General features: G+C 65.6%; 13 protein-coding genes. 12 read left to right on the top strand and 1 reads right to left on the bottom strand.

Going from position 1 to position 20271, the window contains the following annotated elements; translation table 11 throughout:
* Positions 1-22: 22 nt before the first annotated feature.
* Positions 23-283 (bottom strand): 30S ribosomal protein S20, encoded by a 261-nt coding sequence (gene rpsT, locus QRX40_RS04435; protein ID WP_015021872.1) that lies wholly within the window; start codon positions 281-283, stop codon positions 23-25.
* Between the two features lie 145 nt (positions 284-428).
* On the opposite strand from rpsT, the gene lepA reads away from it, so the two are divergent.
* The 12 genes from lepA (at position 429) to metF (ending at position 20242) form a co-directional block, all read left to right on the top strand.
* Complete coding sequence (lepA, locus tag QRX40_RS04430; protein WP_101432419.1) at positions 429-2306, top strand: translation elongation factor 4; 1878 nt, start codon at positions 429-431, stop codon at positions 2304-2306.
* A gap of 4 nt (positions 2307-2310) precedes the next feature.
* Positions 2311-3654: a radical SAM family heme chaperone HemW gene (hemW, locus tag QRX40_RS04425; protein WP_313836563.1), complete on the top strand. Its 1344-nt coding sequence runs from the start codon at positions 2311-2313 to the stop codon at positions 3652-3654.
* A 123-nt stretch (positions 3655-3777) separates the two neighbouring features.
* Positions 3778-8352, top strand: a complete 4575-nt coding sequence (gene gltB / locus QRX40_RS04420; RefSeq protein ID WP_313836561.1) for a glutamate synthase large subunit — start codon at positions 3778-3780, stop codon at positions 8350-8352.
* A 1-nt stretch (position 8353) separates the two neighbouring features.
* Positions 8354-9901, top strand: coding sequence for a glutamate synthase subunit beta (locus QRX40_RS04415; protein WP_313836559.1), 1548 nt, complete (start codon positions 8354-8356; stop codon positions 9899-9901).
* Positions 9902-9946: 45 nt separating this feature from the next.
* The gene (locus QRX40_RS04410; RefSeq protein ID WP_029678776.1) at positions 9947-10399 is read left to right on the top strand and encodes a hypothetical protein; all 453 of its coding nucleotides are present in this window, start codon (positions 9947-9949) and stop codon (positions 10397-10399) included.
* A 2-nt stretch (positions 10400-10401) separates the two neighbouring features.
* Positions 10402-11241, top strand: a complete 840-nt coding sequence (locus QRX40_RS04405) for an ATP-binding cassette domain-containing protein (RefSeq protein ID WP_313836736.1) — start codon at positions 10402-10404, stop codon at positions 11239-11241.
* A 141-nt stretch (positions 11242-11382) separates the two neighbouring features.
* Positions 11383-13146 carry an ABC transporter ATP-binding protein gene (locus QRX40_RS04400; RefSeq protein WP_313836556.1) on the top strand — a complete coding sequence of 588 codons (1764 nt, stop codon included), beginning with the start codon at positions 11383-11385 and terminating at the stop codon, positions 13144-13146.
* 12 nt (positions 13147-13158) lie between these two features.
* A complete protein-coding gene (locus tag QRX40_RS04395) occupies positions 13159-15093 on the top strand; it encodes an ABC transporter ATP-binding protein (RefSeq protein ID WP_313836555.1) in 1935 nt (644 codons plus the stop codon).
* A gap of 6 nt (positions 15094-15099) precedes the next feature.
* On the top strand, positions 15100-16233 hold the full coding sequence (locus QRX40_RS04390) for a tRNA (adenine-N1)-methyltransferase (RefSeq protein WP_313836553.1): 1134 nt from the start codon (positions 15100-15102) through the stop codon (positions 16231-16233).
* Positions 16234-16313: 80 nt separating this feature from the next.
* Positions 16314-16874 carry a histidine phosphatase family protein gene (locus QRX40_RS04385; protein ID WP_313836551.1) on the top strand — a complete coding sequence of 187 codons (561 nt, stop codon included), beginning with the start codon at positions 16314-16316 and terminating at the stop codon, positions 16872-16874.
* 178 nt (positions 16875-17052) lie between these two features.
* Positions 17053-19389, top strand: coding sequence for a 5-methyltetrahydropteroyltriglutamate--homocysteine S-methyltransferase (gene metE, locus QRX40_RS04380; RefSeq protein ID WP_313836550.1), 2337 nt, complete (start codon positions 17053-17055; stop codon positions 19387-19389).
* A complete protein-coding gene (metF, locus tag QRX40_RS04375; RefSeq protein ID WP_313836548.1) occupies positions 19382-20242 on the top strand; it encodes a methylenetetrahydrofolate reductase [NAD(P)H] in 861 nt (286 codons plus the stop codon). The genes metE and metF overlap by 8 nt, the downstream gene beginning before the upstream one ends.
* Positions 20243-20271: the final 29 nt, after the last annotated feature.

Raw genomic sequence — 20271 nt, 5'->3', positions numbered from 1 at the left:
CCGGCCCTTCTGGGCACCCGGTTCAGAGGGCGTTGACGGCGTTGGCCAGACCGGACTTGCGGTTGGCGGCCTGGTTGCGGTGAATAACACCCTTGCCGGCGGCCTTGTCCAGACGGCGGGCGGCCACCTGGTAGGCAGCCTGAGCGGCCTCCTTGTCACCGGCATCCACGGCCTTGCGCACGGAACGCACGGAGGTCTTGATTGCGCTCTTGACCTCCTTGTTGCGCAGGTGCGCCTTTTCGTTGGTGATGACCCGCTTCTTCTGCGACTTGATGTTTGCCAATGTTGCTCCAAACGATGAATGTATCTGTACAGACAACCCACCATAGTAGCACCCGACCGGGAGAAGAATCCGCCATAGGCGGGCGCTTCGGCCCAGGGCATCGTCTAGAATCGTTAGACCAGACGTACGTGAGGAGAGCAGACCGGTGCAGGAAGCCAAGAACCAACCAGGATTCACCGACCAATCGCTGATCCGCAACTTCTGCATCATCGCCCACATCGATCACGGCAAATCCACGGTGGCCGACCGGATCCTGCAGCTGAGCGGGATTGTGCCCAAGCGCGAGATGCACGACCGGTTCCTGGACAGGATGGACATCGAGCAGGAGCGTGGCATCACCATCAAGTCCCAGGCCGTTCGCCTGCCCTGGGTCAAGGACGGCGTCGAATACACCCTGGGCATGATCGACACCCCGGGCCACGTGGACTTCACCTACGAGGTATCCCGGGCCTTGGAGGCCTGCGAGGGCGCGGTTTTGCTGGTGGACGCCACCCAGGGCATCGAGGCGCAGACCCTCTCCAACCTCTATATGGCCCTGGAGGATGACCTGACCATCATCCCCGTCCTCAACAAGATCGACCTGCCTTCGGCCGAGCCGGACAAGCACGCCGAGGAGATCGCCAACCTGATCGGCTGCTCCACGGACGAGGTGCTCCGGGTGTCGGGCAAGACCGGCCAGGGGATCCGTGAGCTGGTGGACCGCATCGTGGACCAGGTGCCGGCCCCCAAGGGGGATCCCAAGGCCCCGGCCCGGGCTCTGATCTTCGACTCGGTCTACGACTCCTACCGGGGAATCGTCACCTACATCCGGATGGTGGACGGCGAGCTCAAGGAGCGCCAGAAGATCCGCATGATGGGCCGGGCGACCGTGCACGACCCCATCGAGCTAGGGGTGATCAGCCCCGACATGACACCCACCAAAGCCCTGGGTGCCGGGGAAGTCGGCTATGTGATCACCGGCGTCAAGGACGTCAGCCAGTCCAAGGTGGGCGACACGGTCACCACCGAGGCCAACCCGGCCAAGGAGCCCCTGCCCGGCTATCAGGACCCCCAGCCCATGGTCTATTCCGGGCTTTTCCCCATCGACAACGCCCAGTTCCCCGAGCTGCGCGATGCCCTGGACAAGCTCAAGCTCAACGATGCCGCCCTGGTCTACGAGCCGGAGACCTCGGTAGCCCTGGGCTTCGGCTTCCGCTGCGGCTTCCTGGGGCTGCTGCACATGGAGATCGTCACCGAGCGCCTGAGCAGGGAGTTCGGCATGGATCTGATCGCCACGGCCCCCAACGTCACCTATCAGGTGACCATGGAGGACGGCAGCGAGCACACGGTGACCAACCCCAGCGAGTTCCCCGACGGCAAGGTTCGCCGGATTCTGGAACCGGTGGTCAGCGCCGATATCATCACCCCCAAGGAGTTCATCGGACCGGTCATGGAGCTCTGCCAGGACCATCGCGGGCAGATGGGGACCATGGAGTATCTGAGCCCCGAGCGCGTCGAGATGCACTACAGGATGCCCCTGGCCGAGATCGTCTTCGACTTCTTCGACCAGTTGAAGAGCCGGACCAAGGGCTACGCCAGCCTGGACTACCAGCCCGACGGCACCCAGTCCGCCGACCTGGTCAAGGTGGACATCCTCATCCAGGGGGAGAAGATCGACGCCTTCTCGGCCATCGTCCACAAGGACAAGGCCTACGCCTACGGGGTGATGATGACCAAGAAGCTGCGCAAGCTGATTCCGCGCCAGCAGTTCGAGATCCCCATCCAGGCGGCCATAGGGTCGCGCATCATCGCCCGGGAGACCATCAGCGCCCTGCGCAAGGACGTGCTGGCCAAGTGCTACGGCGGGGACATCACCCGCAAGCGCAAGCTGCTGGAGAAGCAGAAGGCCGGCAAGAAACGCATGAAGATGCTGGGACATGTCGAGGTGCCCCAGGAGGCCTTCATCGCCGCCCTGAGCACCGGCCAGGCCCAGGACCGGGACACCAAGGACAAGATCCGGGCCGCAGCCAGGAAGGAGGGCTGAACGGGTGGGATCCTACCAGGTCTACATCCATGTGCCCTTCTGCATGCGCCGCTGCGGCTACTGCGACTTCAACACCTACACGGCCCGCGACCTGGGCGGGGGCGCCAGCCGGGAGCACTATGCCGACCTGGCCATCCAGGAGATGCGCATGGTCCGCGACTGGCAGACCTCCCGAGGCCTGATAGAGCCGCCCGTGTCCACCATCTTCTTCGGCGGAGGCACGCCCACCATTCTGCCGGCCCAGGATCTGGTGCGCATGGTCGAGGCCGTGGCCGACCTTTGGGGGCTGTCCCCCGGGGCCGAGGTCACCACCGAGGCCAACCCCGACACCGTTGATCGGGCCTATCTGGAGCAGCTGCTTCGGGGCGGCATCAATCGGGTCTCCTTCGGCATGCAGTCAGCGGTGCCCAGCGTCCTGGCCACCCTGGACCGCACCCATACCCCGGCCAATGTGACCACAGATGTGGCCGCCGCCAAGGACTTGGGACTCAGGGCCAGTGTGGACCTGATCTACGGAACGCCGGGGGAGCGGCTTGAGGATTGGCGGACCAGCCTGCAGGCGGCCCTGGACCTGGGCGTGGACCATGTCTCCGCCTACGCCCTGACCCTGGAGCCCACCACCAAGATGGGCCGAGCCGTGCGCCGGGGCCAGCTGCCCGCCCCCGATGATGACGACGAGGCAGCCAAGTACGAGATGGCTGACGACATGCTCTCCCAGGCAGGCCTCTACTGGTATGAGATCTCCAACTGGGCCCGCCCCGGCCAGGAGAGCCGCCACAACCTGGGCTACTGGCACAACGTGGACTGGGCCGGCATCGGCCCCGGCGCCCACTCCCACTATCGTGCTCTGGAAGGCCAGGACACAGGCATGGCGCCGGTGGATGAAGCTCGGGAACAGGAGCCTATGCCGTCCGTCTCGCCCGGGTTCAGGGCCACAGGAACAGCAGCGGCGCAAGAGGCCGATACCGGGGCACGCTGGTGGCTATCGCCGGAGCCCGGCCTGGGGGAGCGGCGTGCCAGGGCCATTCGCTCCTGGGACATCGCCCACCCCAGGGACTGGGCCGCCGCCATGGACGCCGGACTTGTGCCCTGGCAGGATGCCGAGCTTCTGGGCTTCAGGCAGGACCTGGAGGAGACGGTCATGCTGGCCCTGCGCCTGCCGGAAGGCCTGGGGCTGGATCGGCTGACCAGGCAGGCGGGTCGTCCGGCCGACCCGAAGATTCTTAAGGATCTGGTCGATCAGGGCCTCCTGCTGCCCGTGCGTGACCGAATCCAGGTGACCCGCCGGGGCCGCCTGCTCAACGATCTGGTCATCGACCAGGTCCTGGAGGCGGTAGGAATTCGTTAGACACTGCGGAACGTTACACGGATGTCACCTGTGGATGCATTATTCTGTTGATTCACCATTGACAAGGCTCCTCAAGGGTGGAGCATGCCGGCCCCGCCCCCGTCCACGAATGAGGTGATTGCGGTGTCATTCACGGCCCCTCTCGATCTGCATGTCCACGGCCCGCAAGGGCTCTACGACCCTGATACGGAACACGATGCCTGCGGTTTCGGCATGGTGGCCACCCTGAACCGACGGGATGAAAGACTGATCGTCGAACAGGGCATCCGCGTCCTGGTCAACCTGGACCACCGAGGGGCCGTGGGAGCCGAGCCCAACACCGGCGACGGGGCCGGCATCATGCTCTCCATGCCTGACGAGTTCATGCGCACCCGGGTCTGCCGGGATCTGCCCGAAGCCGGCCACTATCTGGCGGGCATGGCCTTCCTGGACAGGGACCCGGCTCAGGCTGCCAGCCAGGAGGAGGCCATAGCATCGATCGCTGGCCAGGAGGGGCTGCGCGTCCTGGCCTGGCGGTCAGTGCCCACCGATCCTGACGGACTGGGTCTGCAGGCTCTGGCCTCCATGCCCAGATTCCTTATGCCCATCATGTGCGACGCCGGGCCGGATAGCCGCGGAGGACTGGATCTGGAGCGGCTGGGCTACCGGGTCCGCAAGCGGGCCGAGCACGAGCTGGGCGTCTACTTCGCCTCCCTGTCCTGCCGTACCATCACCTACAAGGGCATGCTGACCACCAAGCAGCTGCAGGGCTTCTTCCCCGATCTGGGTGACTCGGTCTTGAAGGCCCGCCTGGCCATCGTCCACTCCCGCTTCTCCACCAACACCTTCCCCTCCTGGCCGCTGGCCCAGCCCTTCAGGATGATCGCCCACAACGGTGAGATCAACACCATCCAGGGCAACCGCAACTGGGTGTCGGCCCGCGAGGGAAAGCTGAGCTCGGAACTGCTGGGCGACATGGCCCCGTTGCTGCCGGTCAACACCCCTGGAGCCTCGGACTCAGGCACCTTCGACGAGACCCTGGAGCTGCTCCACCTGGCCGGGCGGTCCCTGCCCCACGCCGTCTCCATGATGATGCCTCCGGCCTGGCAGCAGGATCCGGACATGGATCCGGACCTGAGGGCCTTCTACCAGTACAACGACGCCCTGATCGAGCCATGGGACGGCCCGGCGGCCATCGTCTTCACCGACGGAACCCTGGTGGGCGCCCAGCTGGACCGCAATGGCCTGCGCCCAGGCCGCTGGCAGCTGACCGAGGACGGCCACCTGGTCCTGGCCTCGGAGGCCGGCGTCCTTGAGGATACGCCCCAGGAGTCCATCGTCGCCAAGGGCAGGCTGGAGCCTGGACGCATGTTCCTGGCCGACACCAAAGAGGGCCGGATCGTGCCCGACAGCGAGATCAAGCGCCAGCTGGCCGGTCTGCACCCCTACAGGAAGTGGATCGCCGAACGGACCGTCCGCCTGGACGACCTGCCCGAGCGCGAGCATGTCAATTACTCGCGCATCTCGGTCCATCGCCGGCAGCAGGCCTTCGGCTACACCCGGGAGGACCTGACCATGCTGCTGGGGCCCATGGCCGAAACCGGCAGCGAGCCCATCGGGTCCATGGGCAATGACGCGCCCATTGCCGTGCTCTCACGCCGCTCGCGCATGCTCTTCGACTACTTCACCCAGAAGTTCGCCCAGGTCACCAACCCGCCCCTGGACTGGGAGCGCGAGGAGCTGGTGACCAGCATCGCCTCGGCCATCGGGCCCGAGCCCAACCTTTTGGAGGACACCCCCGAGCACGCCTGGAAGATCCACATCGACCTGCCGGTGGTGGACTCCGTCCAGATGGCGCAGATCAAGCGCCTGGACCGGGCGCCGGTCCTGGAAGGCCGCTTCCGCCCCCGTCTGATCCGCGGCCTCTACCAGGTGGCCGGAGGCGGCAAGGCCCTTGAGGAGCGTCTGGAGGCCATCGAAGGGGAGGTGGATCGGGCCATCGAGGAGGGCTGCAATGTGCTTGTCCTGTCCGACCGGGACTCCAACCACATCTGGGGGCCCATACCCTCCCTGCTGCTGACCGGTGCCGTCCAGCACCACCTGCTCCGTCGGCACACCCGCACCCAGGTCTCCCTGGCAGTGGAGGCCGGCGACGTGCGCGAGGTCCACCATGTGGCCCTGCTGATCGCCTACGGCGCCGCCTGCGTCAACCCCTACCTGGCCCTGGAGTCGGTGGAGAACCTGGCCAACAGCGGCGACCTGCATGTGAGCGCCGAAAAGGCCTCCGCCAACCTGGTCCGGGCCCTGAGCACCGGGGTCCTGAAGATCATGAGCAAGATGGGCGTGAGCACCATCATGTCCTACCGGGGCTCCCAGCTCTTCGAGGCCGTCGGGCTGAGCCAGGAGGTCATCGACCGCTGGTTCACCGGCACCACCTCCCTAGTGGGCGGCATTGGCCTGGATGAGATAGCCGCCGAGGTGGCCCAGCGCCATCGGGTGGCCTACCCCATCGAGTGGACCGCCGGATCCGGGCATGATCTGGAGACAGGCGGCAACTACCACTGGCGACGCACCGGCGAGGACCACCTGAACGACCCCGAATCCATCTTCCTGCTCCAGCAGTCCACCAAGCGAGGGGACTACGGGCTGTTCCGGGCCTACACCGACCATGTGAACGCGGCGGCCAAGCAGGGCATGACCCTGCGCGGCCTCATGGAGCTGCACTCCGACAGGGCGCCCATACCGCTGGACCAGGTGGAGCCCGCCGAGTCCATCGTCACCCGCTTCTCCACCGGCGCCATGAGCTACGGGTCCATCTCCCAGGAGGCCCATGAGACCATGGCCCTGGCCATGAATCGGCTCGGCGCCCGGTCCAACTCGGGCGAGGGCGGCGAATCCCCGGACCGGATTGCAGACCCGGCTCGGACCAGCCGCATCAAGCAGGTGGCCTCGGCCCGGTTCGGGGTGACCAGCGACTACCTGGTCTCGGCCACCGACCTGCAGATCAAGCTGGCTCAGGGAGCCAAGCCGGGGGAGGGCGGCCACCTTCCCGGTGCCAAGGTCCCGCCCTGGATCGCCCAGGTCAGGCGTTCCACACCCGGTGTCGAGCTCATCTCGCCTCCGCCCCACCACGACATCTACTCCATCGAGGACTTGAAGCAGCTGATCCACGACCTGAAGATGGCCAACCCCCAAGCCCGCATCCACGTCAAGCTGGTCTCCGAGCACGGGGTGGGAACCGTGGCCGCGGGCGTGGCCAAGTGCCATGCCGATGTGGTCCTCATCTCGGGCCAGGACGGCGGCACGGGGGCGGCGCCGCTCAACGCCATCAAGCACGCGGGCACCCCCTGGGAGCTGGGTCTGGCCGAGACCCAGCAGACCCTGGTCATGAACGATCTGCGCTCGCGGATCGTGGTCCAGTGCGACGGGGAACTCAAGACCGGCCGCGACGTGGTCATAGCCGCCCTGTTGGGGGCCGAGGAGTTCGGCTTCGCCACCACGGCGCTGCAGGTGGAGGGCTGCGTCATGATGCGGGCCTGCCACAAGAACACCTGCCCCCAGGGCATAGCCACCCAGGATCCGGAGCTGCGCTCGCGCTTCACAGGCCGGCCCGAGGACCTGGTCAACTTCTTCATGTTCATGGCCCGTCAGGTGCGGGAGATCCTGGCCTCCCTGGGATTCGCCAGCCTGGAGGAGGCGGTCGGCCACGTGGAGTGCCTGCGCCGGGACCCCTCCGTGCGCACCTGGAAGAGCCAGGGCATCGACCTGGATGCCATCCTGCGCAAGCCTGGCCCCACCCCGGGCACGGTGCTGCACCACACGCAGGCCCAGGATCACGAACTGGACAAGTCCCTGGATGTGGACCTGATCAATCAGGCCGTCGACGCCCTGGACGAGGGTCGTCCGGTGGCCATCAAGTCAACCGTGCGCAACGTCAACCGGAGCGTGGGCACCATGCTGGGCTACAGGATCACCCGCCAATACGGAGCCGCCGGCCTGCCTGTGGACACCGTGGACATCACGTTGACAGGTTCTGCCGGTCAATCCCTGGGTGCATTCATCCCCAGGGGCGAGACCATCCGGGTGATCGGCGAGGCCAACGACTATGCAGGCAAGGGCCTGTCCGGCGGCCGTCTGATCCTCCAAGCTGCCCAAGGCGTCAGGTTCGATCCGCACCAGACCGTCATCTGCGGCAACGTGGCTGGATTCGGCGCCACCTCGGGCGACATGTTCGTGGCCGGCCGGGCCGGGGAGCGCTTCGCCGTCCGCAACGGGGGCGGCCGTTTCGTGGTCGAGGGCTTGGGCGACCACGGTTGCGAGTACATGACAGGCGGCCTGGTGGTGGTTCTGGGTCCCACAGGGCGCAACTTCGGCGCCGGCTTCTCGGGAGGGGATGCCTACCTGCTGGACATGGACACCTCCCGGCTGAATCCGCAAGCCTGGAATGACGGCTCCCTGCTGGCCTTGGAGCCCGACCAGGACCAGGCGGCCATGCTCAAGGAACTGATAGCGGAGCATGTCCGGCTGACCGGGTCAAAGGCTGCGGCCGGGCTGCTGGAGGACTGGCCGAGCGCGCTGGCCCGGTTCACCCATCTGGTTCCCCGTCGTTATCTGGCCATGAAGAAGGCCATGGAAGAGGCCGAACGCGAGCAGGTGGACTTCAACGAGCCCGGCGTCTGGGACGCCACCTACGCCCAGGTCATGGAAGGAGCGCACTGATATGGTCGACCCCAAGGGATTCCTCAAGGTACGCACCCGGCACGAGCTGGCCGAGCGCCCGGTATCCGAACGCCTGAAGGACTGGCGGGACGTGCACCAGACCACTGGCCCTGGTCCCTGGACCGCCGAGCAGGCCGCCCGCTGCATGGACTGCGGCACCCCCTTCTGCATGACCGGCTGCCCCCTGGGCAACCTGATCCCCGAGTTCAACGATTTGCTGTCATGGGGCCGCTGGGAGGAGGCCTACGAACGGCTGAGCCTGACCAACAACTTCCCGGAGTTCACCGGACGGATCTGTCCGGCTCCCTGCGAGTCCTCCTGCGTGCTCTCCATCCACCAGCCGGCCACCACCATCAAGCTGGACGAGCAGACCATCATCGACCAGGCCTGGTCCCTGGGCCTGGTCAAGCCCAGGCCGCCCCAGCGGCTGACTGACATGACCGTGGCCGTGGTCGGGTCGGGCCCTGCAGGGCTGGCCTGCGCCCAGCAGCTGACCCGGGCCGGGCACACGGTGGTGGTCTATGAGCGCGCCGATGCCATTGGCGGACTCCTGCGCTACGGCATCCCCGCCTTCAAGCTGGAGAAATCCCTGCTGGACCGTCGGCTGGAGCAGATGGAGGCCGAGGGGACCCGATTCCGCACCGGCGTCGAGGTGGGCCGGGACCTGGGCTGGGACCAGCTGCGGGCCCGCTATGACGCCCTGGTGGTGGCCATCGGTTCCACCGATCCCCGGCGGGTGGACCTTCCCGGCAGGGAGCTGAAGGGCATCCACTACGCCATGGACTTCCTGCCCGACCCTACCCGCAAACTCATGGGCCGCGAGCCCATCAACAACATCGATGCCGCCGGCAAGGACGTCATCATCATCGGCGGCGGCGACACAGGTTCGGACTGCCTGGGCACGGCCCTGCGAGATGGCGCCAAGTCGGTCACCGTCCTGCAGATCCGACCCAAAGAGCCCTCATCCAGGCCCGATAACCGGCCTTGGCCAACCTACGCCCGGCTCTACAATCCCACCTCTTCCATGGAGGAGGGCGGCCACTACGAGTACGCGGTGGACAGCCTGGAATACCTGGGCGATGGTTCCGATGACCGGATCAGCCTGGACCAGACCAGCGCCCCGACAGGTTTTGACCGGGACCATGAGGGACGGGTTCGCGGCGTTCGCGTGGTGGATGTCAGCCGTGACGACCAGGACCGAATCATTCCCCAACCCGACACCGAGCGGGTCCTGCCTGCCGACCTGGTGCTGATCAGCATTGGCTTTGCCCATCCCGAGACGGCCACCCTGACCGGACAGACCGGCCTAGGGCTGGACCCGCGCGGCAACGTGGCACGGAATGCCGACTACGCCACCGAACGTGACGGCATCTTCGTGTGCGGTGATGCCGGACGCGGCCAGTCCCTGGTGGTCTGGGCCCTGGCCGAGGGCCGTTCCTGCGCGGCGGCCGTGGACCGGTATCTGACTGGCGCCACTGAATTGCCCGCCCCCATCCGAGCCGATGAGCGCGCCATGGCCCTGCCTGCGGCCGACAAGCGCCCACGCTAATATGAAAAGGTATGGTGCCGATCGAAGGGATGGAGGCAGTGGGATATGACCAACCGCGCTGAACGTAGGGCGCAGGCCAAGCGGAGCCGCCGTGGCGGCAGCGACGACCGGAGGATGACGGCCAAGGGCAGGGCAGGAGTGATGGACGAACGGGCCTTGCAGGAACGCTCCCGCCGGCTGGAGGCTGGCCAGGGCGCCGAGTGGAAGCCCACCGGGCATACCGATGACCTGGTGCAGAAGGACTCCGTGGACCCCAATGACCGCAATCCCCGTCTGCTCAGGGCTCCCAGCGGCGTGCGTCAATGGCTGCGAATCCTGGTCTGGGCCCTGATCATCTGCTCTGGCCTGGCCTTCCTGGTCTGCATGTGGCTGCCCCACGTTCCCATCTGGGCCACCATCGCCATCGCGGCAGTCTTCTGCTTGGGCGTGCTGGGGCTTTTCCTGGTCGGCGGCAACCGGGACAATCCACGCCTGGACTCCTACGGAACGGCCCTGTGACCATGACCGAAAGCGTGGCAGAACAGCAGGCCGTGCTCATGCAGCACGTGGGATTCCGCCGTCAGGGCCGGGTCATACTGAACGATGTCAACCTTGAGGTGGGCCAGGGGCAGAAGTGGGTGCTCTTCGGGCCCAACGGCGTGGGCAAATCCACCCTGGTGGCCATGATGAGCACCCGAGGCTTCCCCAGCACTGGCAGCGTGGAGATCCTGGGCAACCGGCTGGGCAAGGTGAACGTCTTCTCCTACCGGCATCGGATTGGTCTGGCCTCGGCTGGCCTGGCCAAGACCATCAGCCCCCAGGAGGATCCCTACGACGTGGTGCTGACAGCCTTCAGCGATACCACCGGACGCTGGAGGGAGACCTTCACGGCCAAGCAGGAAGAGGCCACCCTGGCCCTGATGGACCGGTTCGGCATCGCCTACCTCAAGGGCAAGCGCATGTACCGGCTCTCCGAGGGGGAGCGCGGCCGGGTGCTGATATGCCGGGCGCTGATGGCCAATCCCGACCTGCTCATCCTGGACGAGCCGACCACCGGACTGGATCTGGGCGGCCGGGAGCTGGTGCTCAGGGCCTTGAGCGACATCGGCAGGGAGGACAAGGACCGCACGGTCATCCTGGTCACCCACCGGCTTGAGGAGATTCCTCTGGGCTTCGATCGGATAGCCATGATGGGCCGGCGTCCTGCCGACACCGCAGACACCGGCGACCCGGATCCGGGCACCATCGTCTACCAGGGCCCCTTGGAGGGTGGACTGACCGGTCCGCGCCTGAGCGAGCTCTTCGGCCTGGATCTGACCGTGGTCCACCGTGACGGACGCTGGGGTGCCTTCGCCGTCTGAACGCACTGCTGCTGACCACCTTCTGACACGCCCATATCAGCTCAAGGAATAGCAAAGTCGTTCTCCAAGGCACGGGTATAGACTGTGGTGGTTTGTCTGCCCGGGGACCGTGGCAGACCTGTATGCGTGAAGGATGTTGACGTGATCAAGATATGGACTCGCTACCTGCGGCCTTACTGGCTTCAGGTGGCCGTTCTGGTGCTCTTTCAGGTGGCGCAGACGGCCTTGAACCTCTACCTGCCCAACTTGCAGGCGGACATCATCGACAAGGGCGTGGCCGTGGGCGACCAGGATGCCATTTACAGGATCGGCTGGCAGATGATGGGGATCACCGCCCTCCAGATCGTGGCCAACGTGGTCGCCGTCTACTGCGCCACCCGGCTGGCCATGAGGATGGGCTACGAGCTGCGCAGGGACCTGTTCGCCTCGGTGGAGGGCTTCAGCCTCAATGAGATCGAGCGCTTCTCGGCCGGTTCCCTGATCACCCGCACCACCAACGACGTCCAGCAGATGCAGATGACCACCATGCAGACCCTGATGATCATCCTGCAGGCCCCGGTCATGCTGATCGGCGGGCTGATTCTGGCCCTGCGCCAGGACGGCCCCCTGACCTGGTCCCTGGCGGTCATCATCCCCCTGATTCTCCTGGTGGCCCTGGTGCTCATGGGCAGGATGGGCCCCCTGTTCACCCGCCTGCAGAACATGCTGGACTCCGTCAACCGCCTGGTCCGCGAGCAGATCTCCGGCGTGCGGGTCATCCGTGCCTTCGTCCGCGAGAAGACCGAGGCAGCCCGCTTCGACAAGGCCAACCGCGACGTCTACGGCGTCCTGATCTCCACCGGCCGGCTGATGAGCATGATGGTGCCGCTCATGTGGTTCCTACTGAACATGTCCAACGTGGCCATCATGTGGTTCGGCGGCCGCCGCATCGACTCCGGAGCCATGCAGATCGGCGCCCTGCAGGCCTTCATCCAGTACCTGATGATCATCCTGTCAGGCCTGATGATGGCCGCCATGATGTCGGTCATGCTGCCCAGGGCCGCTGTGGCCGCCCGAAGGATCAACGAGGTCCTGGAGGCCACCAGCGAGATCGCCGCTCCCGAGCATCCCTACCGCAACGAGCATCCTCAGGGGCTGCTGGAGTTCAAGCATGTGGACTTCAGCTATCCGGGCGCCCAGGACCCGGTCCTTTCGGATATCTCCTTCACTGCACGGCCGGGGACAACGACGGCCATCATCGGGGCCACGGGATCCGGCAAGTCCACCATCATCCGGCTGGCCAACCGCATGTTCGACGTCACCAACGGCCAGGTCCTGGTGGACGGGCACGATGTGCGCGAGTACGACCCCGACCAGCTGGCCCTGATCTTCGGGCCGGTCCCGCAGAAGGCCACCCTCTTCACTGGCACCATCCGCGACAACATGCACTACGGGGACCCCGATGCCGATGACGACCGCATCTGGCAGGCCCTGCGCATCGCCCAGGCCGAGGACTTCGTCCGTGAAATCCCCGAGGGCCTTGATGCCCGCGTGGCCGAGGGCGGCACCAACTTCTCCGGCGGGCAGAAGCAGCGGCTCTGCATGGCCCGGGCCATTCTGCGCAACCCCCGCATCTACACCTTCGACGACTCCTTCTCGGCCTTGGACATGACCACCGACCGAGCCCTGCACGAGGCCCTGGTGCCGGTCACCCGCGAGGCCACCCAGATCGTCGTGGCCCAGAGGGCGGCATCCATCCGCGAGGCCGACCAGATTCTGGTCCTGGACCGAGGCCGCATCGTCGGCCGGGGCACCCACGACGAGCTCATGGAGGACTGCCCCACCTACCAGGAGATCGTCCAATCCCAGGGCGGGCAGGGTCCCGACGTGGAAGAGCTCAGCATTGACGAGGGGAGGGCCGAGTAGATGGCAAGGAACTTGAGCGCAAATACAGGCTCGAAGGCCGTAGGCGGCCGCCGCCACACCGTGGGCCGGCTGGTCCATTACCTGCTGGCCAGCCCCTGGAGGGTCATCGTCATGGTCCTCTCCGGCATGATCGCCGTGGCCATGATCGTCATCGGGCCCAAGGTCATGGGCGAGGCCACCAACGTCCTTTTCGAGGGGCTGCTGGGTTCCATGCTGGTCAAGATGGGCGCCAAGCCCGGCACCCCCAGGCAGGCTGTGGTCACCTACCTGCAGTCCCGCGGGCAGGACAAGTTCGCCCGGATGATCGACTCCATGAACGTCCAGGTGGGCGTGGGCATCGACTGGGGGCGCTTCGGCACCATCCTCATGTTCGTCATCGGCATCTACCTGATCTCCATCCTGGTCAGGCTGGTGCAGAACTTCCTGATGACCCGGCTGGTCTCAGACGCGGTCTATACCATGCGCAGGCAGATCGAGGACAAGCTGGACCGGCTGCCCCTGCAGTACTTCGACCGGACCCCGCGCGGCGAGGTCATGAGCCGGACCACCAACGACATCGACAACATCTCGGGCACCCTGCAGCAGATCCTGGGCGAGCTGCTCTTCTCGGTCTTCTCCATCATCGGCGCCTTCATCATGATGCTGACCATCTCGCCCCTGCTGACCCTGATCGCCTTCGTCATCATCCCGGTCATGGCCCTGTGCGCGGGCGTCATCCTCAAGAAGACCCAGCCCCAGTTCACCAGGCAGTGGATACGCACCGGCCAGGTCAACAGCCACGTGGAGGAGATGTTCTCAGGCCATTTGGTGGTCCGGGCATTCGGACATCAGCACAAGGCTGAAGAGGAGTTCGAGGAGCGCAACCAGGAGCTCTACCAGGCCAGCTTCAAGGCCTCCTTCTACTCGGCCCTGGTCACGCCCATGTCGACCTTCTTCGGCAACCTGAGCTTCGTGATCGTGGTCATCATCGGCGGCGTGCATGTGCTCAATGGCAGCATGAGCCTGGGCGGCCTGCAGGCCTTCACCCAGTACACCCGTCAGGCCTCCCAGCCCATCGGCCAGCTGGCCTCCATGGGCACCATGCTCCAATCCTCCCTGGCCTCCTGCCGCAGGGTCTTCGACTTCCTGGACGAGGCCGAGGAGGTGCCGGACATCGAGCATCCCGACCATCTGGGCCAGGAGACCGGAGGCAAGGTCGAGGGCCACGTCCGCTTCGACCACGTCCGCTTCTCCTACGATCCGGCCGAGCCGCTGATCAAGGACCTGTCCATCGAGGCCAAGCCCGGGCAGACCATCGCCATCGTCGGGCCCACCGGCGCCGGCAAGACCACCCTGGTCAACCTGCTCATGCGCTTCTACGAGATCCAGGGCGGGCACATCACCATCGACGGCGTGGACACCTCCAGGGTGACCCGCCACGACCTGCGCAGCCACTTCGGCATGGTCCTGCAGGACACCTGGCTTTTCGACGGCACCGTCCGCGACAACCTGCTCTACGGGCTGGACGAGGGGCAGACCATCCCCGAGCAGACCATGATCGATGGCGCCAAGGCCACCCACGTGGACGAGTTCATCCGCAAGCTGCCCCAGGGCTACGACACCGTCCTCAATGAGGACAGCAGCGAGCTCAGCCAGGGCGAACGCCAGCTGATGACCATCTGCCGGGCCTTCCTGTCCGACCCCGATATCCTGATCCTGGACGAGGCCACATCCTCGGTGGATACCAGGACCGAACTGCTGGTCCAGCAGGCCATGAACACCCTGCGCAAGGGCAGAACCTCCTTCGTCATCGCGCACAGGCTGTCCACCATCCGCGACGCCGACCTGATCCTGGTGGTCAACCACGGCTCGGTGGTCGAGCAAGGCACCCACGACCAGCTGCTGGAGCGCGGAGGCGCCTATGCCTCCCTCTACAACTCCCAGTTCACCAAGGGCGAGGAGGACTGAGGGGGCATGAGCCTTAGATACGGTCCGCTGAGCGTAGGGGAGCGGGTCCAGCTGACCGATCGGCGTGGCCGCAGGCTGACGGTCATGCTGGAACCTGGCGGCCTGACCCAGACCGACCACGGGCTCCTGCCGCACGAGGCCATGATTGGCCTGCCCGAGGGATCCGTGGTGGTGACCATATCGGCTGACAAGTGGCGGCGGATGCGCCACAAGCAGGATGCCGGCACTGCCACAGAAGCACCTGACAGGGCCAAGCCCTGGAAGTCCTCGCGAAGCATAGGGGGATGGGCCTTCACCGTCATGCGCCCCCGGCTGGAGGACTATATCCTTTCCATGCCACGCGGCGCCCAGATCATGTACCCCAAGGACGTGGCCAGGGTCATCCTCCTGGGCGACATCCGTCCGGGCATGAGGGTCCTGGAGTCGGGAGCCGGATCAGGGGCCATGAGCCTGGGCCTGCTGGATGCCATCGGCACGGAGGGGAAGCTGACCAGCATCGAGCGACGGGAGGAGTTCGCCCGGGTAGCCATGGGCAATGCCACCGTCTTCTTTGGACAGCGCCCTGCCCAGTGGGACCTGCGCACCGGCGACTTCGACACCCTTGCCGCCGACCTGCCCGAGGACGAATTCGACCGTATTGTTCTGGACATGCTGGACCCCTGGAACCGTCTGGAGCAGGCCTACCGGGTCATGGCCCCCGGCGGCGTGCTGACCGCCTATGTGACCACTACCACCCAGCTCAGCCGGCTGGCCGAGGCCCTGCGCGCCGACGGCCGGTGGACCGAGCCCGAGATCATGGAGAGCCTGGAGCGCTCCTGGAAGGCCGACGGTCTGGCGGTCCGACCCGAGCATGAGATGATCGGGCACACCGGCTTCCTCTTGACCAGCAGGGCCATGGCTTCCGGCCAGCAGGCTCTGCGCAAGCATATCCGGGCCACCAAGGACTACCAGACAGACGTGGATCAGGGCCGGGGGCCTGCCGAGACCAGCGGCTCCAATCGCGAGCGCAAAATGGAGGACCTGGAGGATCTCGAGGATCTGGAGCTGCGCCGGGTCTCCGATCGCAAGCTGCGCAAGGTGCTGCGTGACCTGGACCATCAGGTGCGAACTCTGCAAAGCGGACAGGATCAGGAAGACTGATCACCCATGACCGGCGTATCCACTGGGCTCTGTCATAATGGGAAGGGCGACTGATGAGATTGTCGGGAAAGGAAGCATGGATGGGTTTGCGAAAGGGTCTGAAGGCTGAGGATCTACGGCGGTGCAGCCGAACCCTCATGCTCATGCGTCACGCCAAGACCGGACGCCAGGGATCGCAGGGCGATCGCAGCCGCCAGCTGACCGACCGTGGCCAGAGACAGGCTCGGACCATGGGCCGTGGCTTGACCGCTTTGGGCCTAGTGCCTGACCGCATCATCTGCTCGGGCGCACCCCGGGCCCGTCAGACCCTGGACGGCATGCTCAAGCCCTTGGGGGATGGGCCGCGTGTCGATTACCGGGAATCCCTCTATGAATCCGGCATGCAGGCGGTCTTCGACGAGCTGGCGCAGACCGAGGATCGTGACCGCCGGGTCCTCATCCTGGGTCATGAGCCCACCATGTCTATCTGCTCACAATGGCTGGCCGAGGACAACTCCGATCCCGACCTTTTGGACCTGCTCAATCTTGGACTGCCCCCGGCCACTATGGTCGTGCTGGGCTCCGAGCGGCCCTTGACCGACTTGGGAACCCACCAGGCCCGTTTGCTTGGCATTCTGGGCCCCCAGGACCTTGAAGACTGACCGGCGGAACAAGCTCAAGGCCACCCGCTGCAGGCAGTCTTGACGCGCTTCAGTCCCCCGCTTGCCGTCCTGCCGTTATCGATTCAGGTTATGGCGACACCTTATTTGCACCAATTACCCGCCTCCTCCCGCCGCTGATAGGCTGACCAAAGACATCAGGACGAAACTGGGAGGTTTCATGGCAGCGATTACATCCGTGTCCGGATTCCCGCGCATAGGCGCGCACCGCGAACTCAAGAGGGCCATCGAGGGCTATTGGAAGGGCGAACGGAATCTGGACGAGGTTCGGCGCACGGCCGCCGATCTGCGGGCCAGGCACTGGCAGCTTCAGCAGGAGGCCGGCGTCGACCTGATTCCCGTCAACGATTTCAGCTACTACGACCAGGTCTTGGATACGTCCATCCTCCTGGGCGTCGTGCCCGAGCGCTATCGGAAGCTGGGCCTGGGCCCAGAGGACACCCTCTTCGCCATGGGCCGCGGCTACCAGGGGGAGCAGGGTGACGTGACCGCCCTGCCCATGAAGAAGTGGTTCACCACCAACTACCACTACCTGGTTCCCGAGATCGACCAGGACACCAAAATCGCCCTTGAGGGCGACAAGCCTTTCAAGGAGTTCCAGGAGGCGCGCGAGCAGGGCATCGCCGCCAAGCCGGTGCTGATCGGCCCCTACACCTTCCTCAAGCTGGCACGCGGCCCCCAGGGCGAGCTGCTGGATCCTGACCCGGCACTGGTCCAGGACCTGGCCAAGGCCTATGCGACCATACTGGAGCGGTTCATTGGCCTTGGCGCCGACTGGGTACAGCTGGACGAGCCCTATCTGGTCCTGGACAAGGAACCGGGCGACCAGGACCTCTTCGATACCCTCTATGGGCCCATTCTCAAGGCCCGCCAGAGCGGCCAGGGCAAGGTCCGTATCCTGCTCAACACCTACTTCGGCCATATTGGCGACTGCTATGCCCGGCTGGCTGACCTGGGCTTCGACGGCATCGGCCTGGATCTGGTCGAGGGCAGGGATGAGAACCTGGCGGCCCTCAAGGAGCATGGCGTGCCGGAGGGAACGGCCATCTTCGCCGGCCTGGTCAACGGCCGCAACATCTGGCGCAACGACTATGCAGTCAGCCTGGGCCTGCTGGATGCCCTGCACCAGGTGACCCCGAACGTGGTGGTGTCCACCGCATGCTCACTGCTGCACGTGCCCTATACCGTGGCCGACGAGGATGGGCTGGATGCCGACACCGTGCGGCCCCACTTCGCCTTCGCCCTGGAGAAGCTGGGCGAGCTGCACGACCTGGCCCAGCTGGCCGATGCCGACGAGGATCAGCGTCGCTCCAGCAAGGCCCTTGCCGACAACCAGAAGCTCTTCGACGGCAGCCGCGTCCAGCCCGACCCCCAGGTGCAGCAGCGCCTGGCCGGCCTTAAGGACGAGGACTTTGTGCGTACCCCGGCCCGGCCCGAACGCCAGAGGATCCAGGCCCAGGAGCTGGGTCTGCCCCTGCTGCCGACCACCACCATCGGCTCCTTCCCCCAGACCGCCGAGGTCCGCGCCGAGCGTGCCCGCCTGCGCAAGAAGGAGATCAGCCAGGAGGACTACGACGACTTCATCGCCCGCAAGATCGACCAGGTCATCGACCACCAGGAGCAGATCGGCCTGGATGTCCTGGTCCACGGCGAGTTCGAGCGCAACGACATGGTCGAGTACTTCGGCCAGAACCTCAAGGGCTACCTCTTCACCCGGAATGCCTGGGTCCAGTCCTACGGCACCCGCTGCGTCAAGCCTCCCATCGTCTGGGGGGACATCTCCCGCGCCCGGCCCATCACCGTCCGCTGGTCCTCATATGCCCAGTCCCGCACCAAGCATGTGGTCAAGGGTATGCTGACAGGTCCGGTGACCATTCTCAACTGGTCCTGGCCCCGCGAGGACATCGATCACAAGCAGCAGACCCGCCAGCTGGCCCTGGCCATCCGTGACGAGGTTCTGGACCTGGAGGCCGCGGGCATCCGCATTATCCAGATCGACGAGGCCGCCCTGCGCGAGAAGCTGCCGCTGCGGCGCTCCGACTGGCACAGCCGATACCTGGACTGGGCCATCCCCGCCTTCCGGCTGGTGCATTCCGGGGTCAAACCCACTACCCAAATTCACACCCACATGTGCTACTCGGAGTTCAACGACATCATCAAGGACATTGATGCCATGGACGCCGACGTGATCTCCTTCGAAGCCTCCCGCTCCGACCTGACCGTCCTGGATGCCATCCAGGAGGCCAGGTTCGAGACCGAGGCGGGCCCCGGAGTCTACGACATCCACTCGCCGCGCATCCCCTCCACCGAGGAGATCGTGGACCGGATCCACGCCATCCTCAAGAAGCTGGACGCGGCCAAGGTCTGGATCAACCCCGACTGCGGTTTGAAGACCCGAGGCGACAAGGAGACCTGGCCCAGCCTGGAGCACATGGTGGCCGCCGCCCATCAGGTGCGTGCGGAACTATCGTCCAGTCAGGAGTCGGATCATGCATGAGCCTATCTTTTCCCTGGAGGTCTTTCCCCCCAAGCGCGATGCCCCGGTGGGCACCATCTATGACACCCTGGACGGTCTGGAAGGGCTGATGCCCGACTTCATCTCGGTGACCTACGGGACCGGCCGGCGCTCGGACCGCACAGCCACGGCCCGCATAGCCAAGACCATCCATACCGAGTACGGCATCCCTGCCGTGGCTCATTTGACCGCCCAGTATGCGGACCGCGAGGTGATCGACCAGGCCCTGGACATGTTCGATGATGCAGGGGTGGCAGCGGTGCTGGCCCTGCGCGGCGACAGCGTGGAGGGCCGCGAGCCCGCCGGAGTCTTCGACCATGCCAGCGACTTGGCCGCCTACATCCGCTCCCGTCGGCCCAACCTGTCGATATACGGGGCCTGTTATCCTGAGACCCACCCTGAGGCCGCCTCGCCCGAGGAGGACATTGAGAATCTGCGAATCAAGGTGGATTCCGGCGTGGATCATCTGGTTTCGCAGCTCTTCTACGACAACGCCGATTTTCTGGACTTCCTGGACCGGGCCCGGGCAGCCGGCATCCAAGTGCCCATCGAGGCCGGCATCATGCCCATCACCAACGAGGGCCAGGTCCGGCACATGAGCGAGGTCTGCCAGGCGCGGATCCCGGCGGCGGTTGAATCCATCCTGGAGCGCTGGGGCGACGACCGGGCCAGCCTGCGCGAGGCGGGCATCATCTACGCCTCACAGCAGATCGCCGACCTGGTGGCCCATGGGGTGGACGGCATCCACCTCTACTCCATGAACCACTCCGGCGTCACCAGGCGCATCTGGCACAACGTCCGCCACCTCTTTCATCAGACGGGTGCCAAGGAGTAGCCGGTCAGCAGCCAAAAATAATTGCATAG

The organism is Bifidobacterium sp. H6bp9 (genome assembly GCF_032193695.1).
In the GTDB taxonomy this organism is placed as follows: Bacteria; Actinomycetota; Actinomycetes; order Actinomycetales; family Bifidobacteriaceae; genus Bombiscardovia; species Bombiscardovia kimbladii.
The sequence above is the reverse complement of the archived record's forward strand: the minus strand, read 5'-3'. Positions and strand labels throughout refer to the sequence as shown.

Bases quoted from the DNA above. Each gene is read 5' to 3' on its own strand.
- QRX40_RS04405 (WP_313836736.1), top strand. From the start codon at position 10,402: ATGACCGAAAGCGTGGCAGAACAGCAGGCCGTGCTCATGCAGCACGTG.
- metE (WP_313836550.1), top strand. From the start codon at position 17,053: ATGGCAGCGATTACATCCGTGTCCGGATTCCCGCGCATAGGCGCGCAC.
- QRX40_RS04415 (WP_313836559.1), top strand. From the start codon at position 8,354: ATGGTCGACCCCAAGGGATTCCTCAAGGTACGCACCCGGCACGAGCTG.
- QRX40_RS04385 (WP_313836551.1), top strand. From the start codon at position 16,314: ATGGGTTTGCGAAAGGGTCTGAAGGCTGAGGATCTACGGCGGTGCAGC.
- QRX40_RS04390 (WP_313836553.1), top strand. From the start codon at position 15,100: ATGAGCCTTAGATACGGTCCGCTGAGCGTAGGGGAGCGGGTCCAGCTG.
- QRX40_RS04410 (WP_029678776.1), top strand. From the start codon at position 9,947: ATGACCAACCGCGCTGAACGTAGGGCGCAGGCCAAGCGGAGCCGCCGT.
- metF (WP_313836548.1), top strand. From the start codon at position 19,382: ATGCATGAGCCTATCTTTTCCCTGGAGGTCTTTCCCCCCAAGCGCGAT.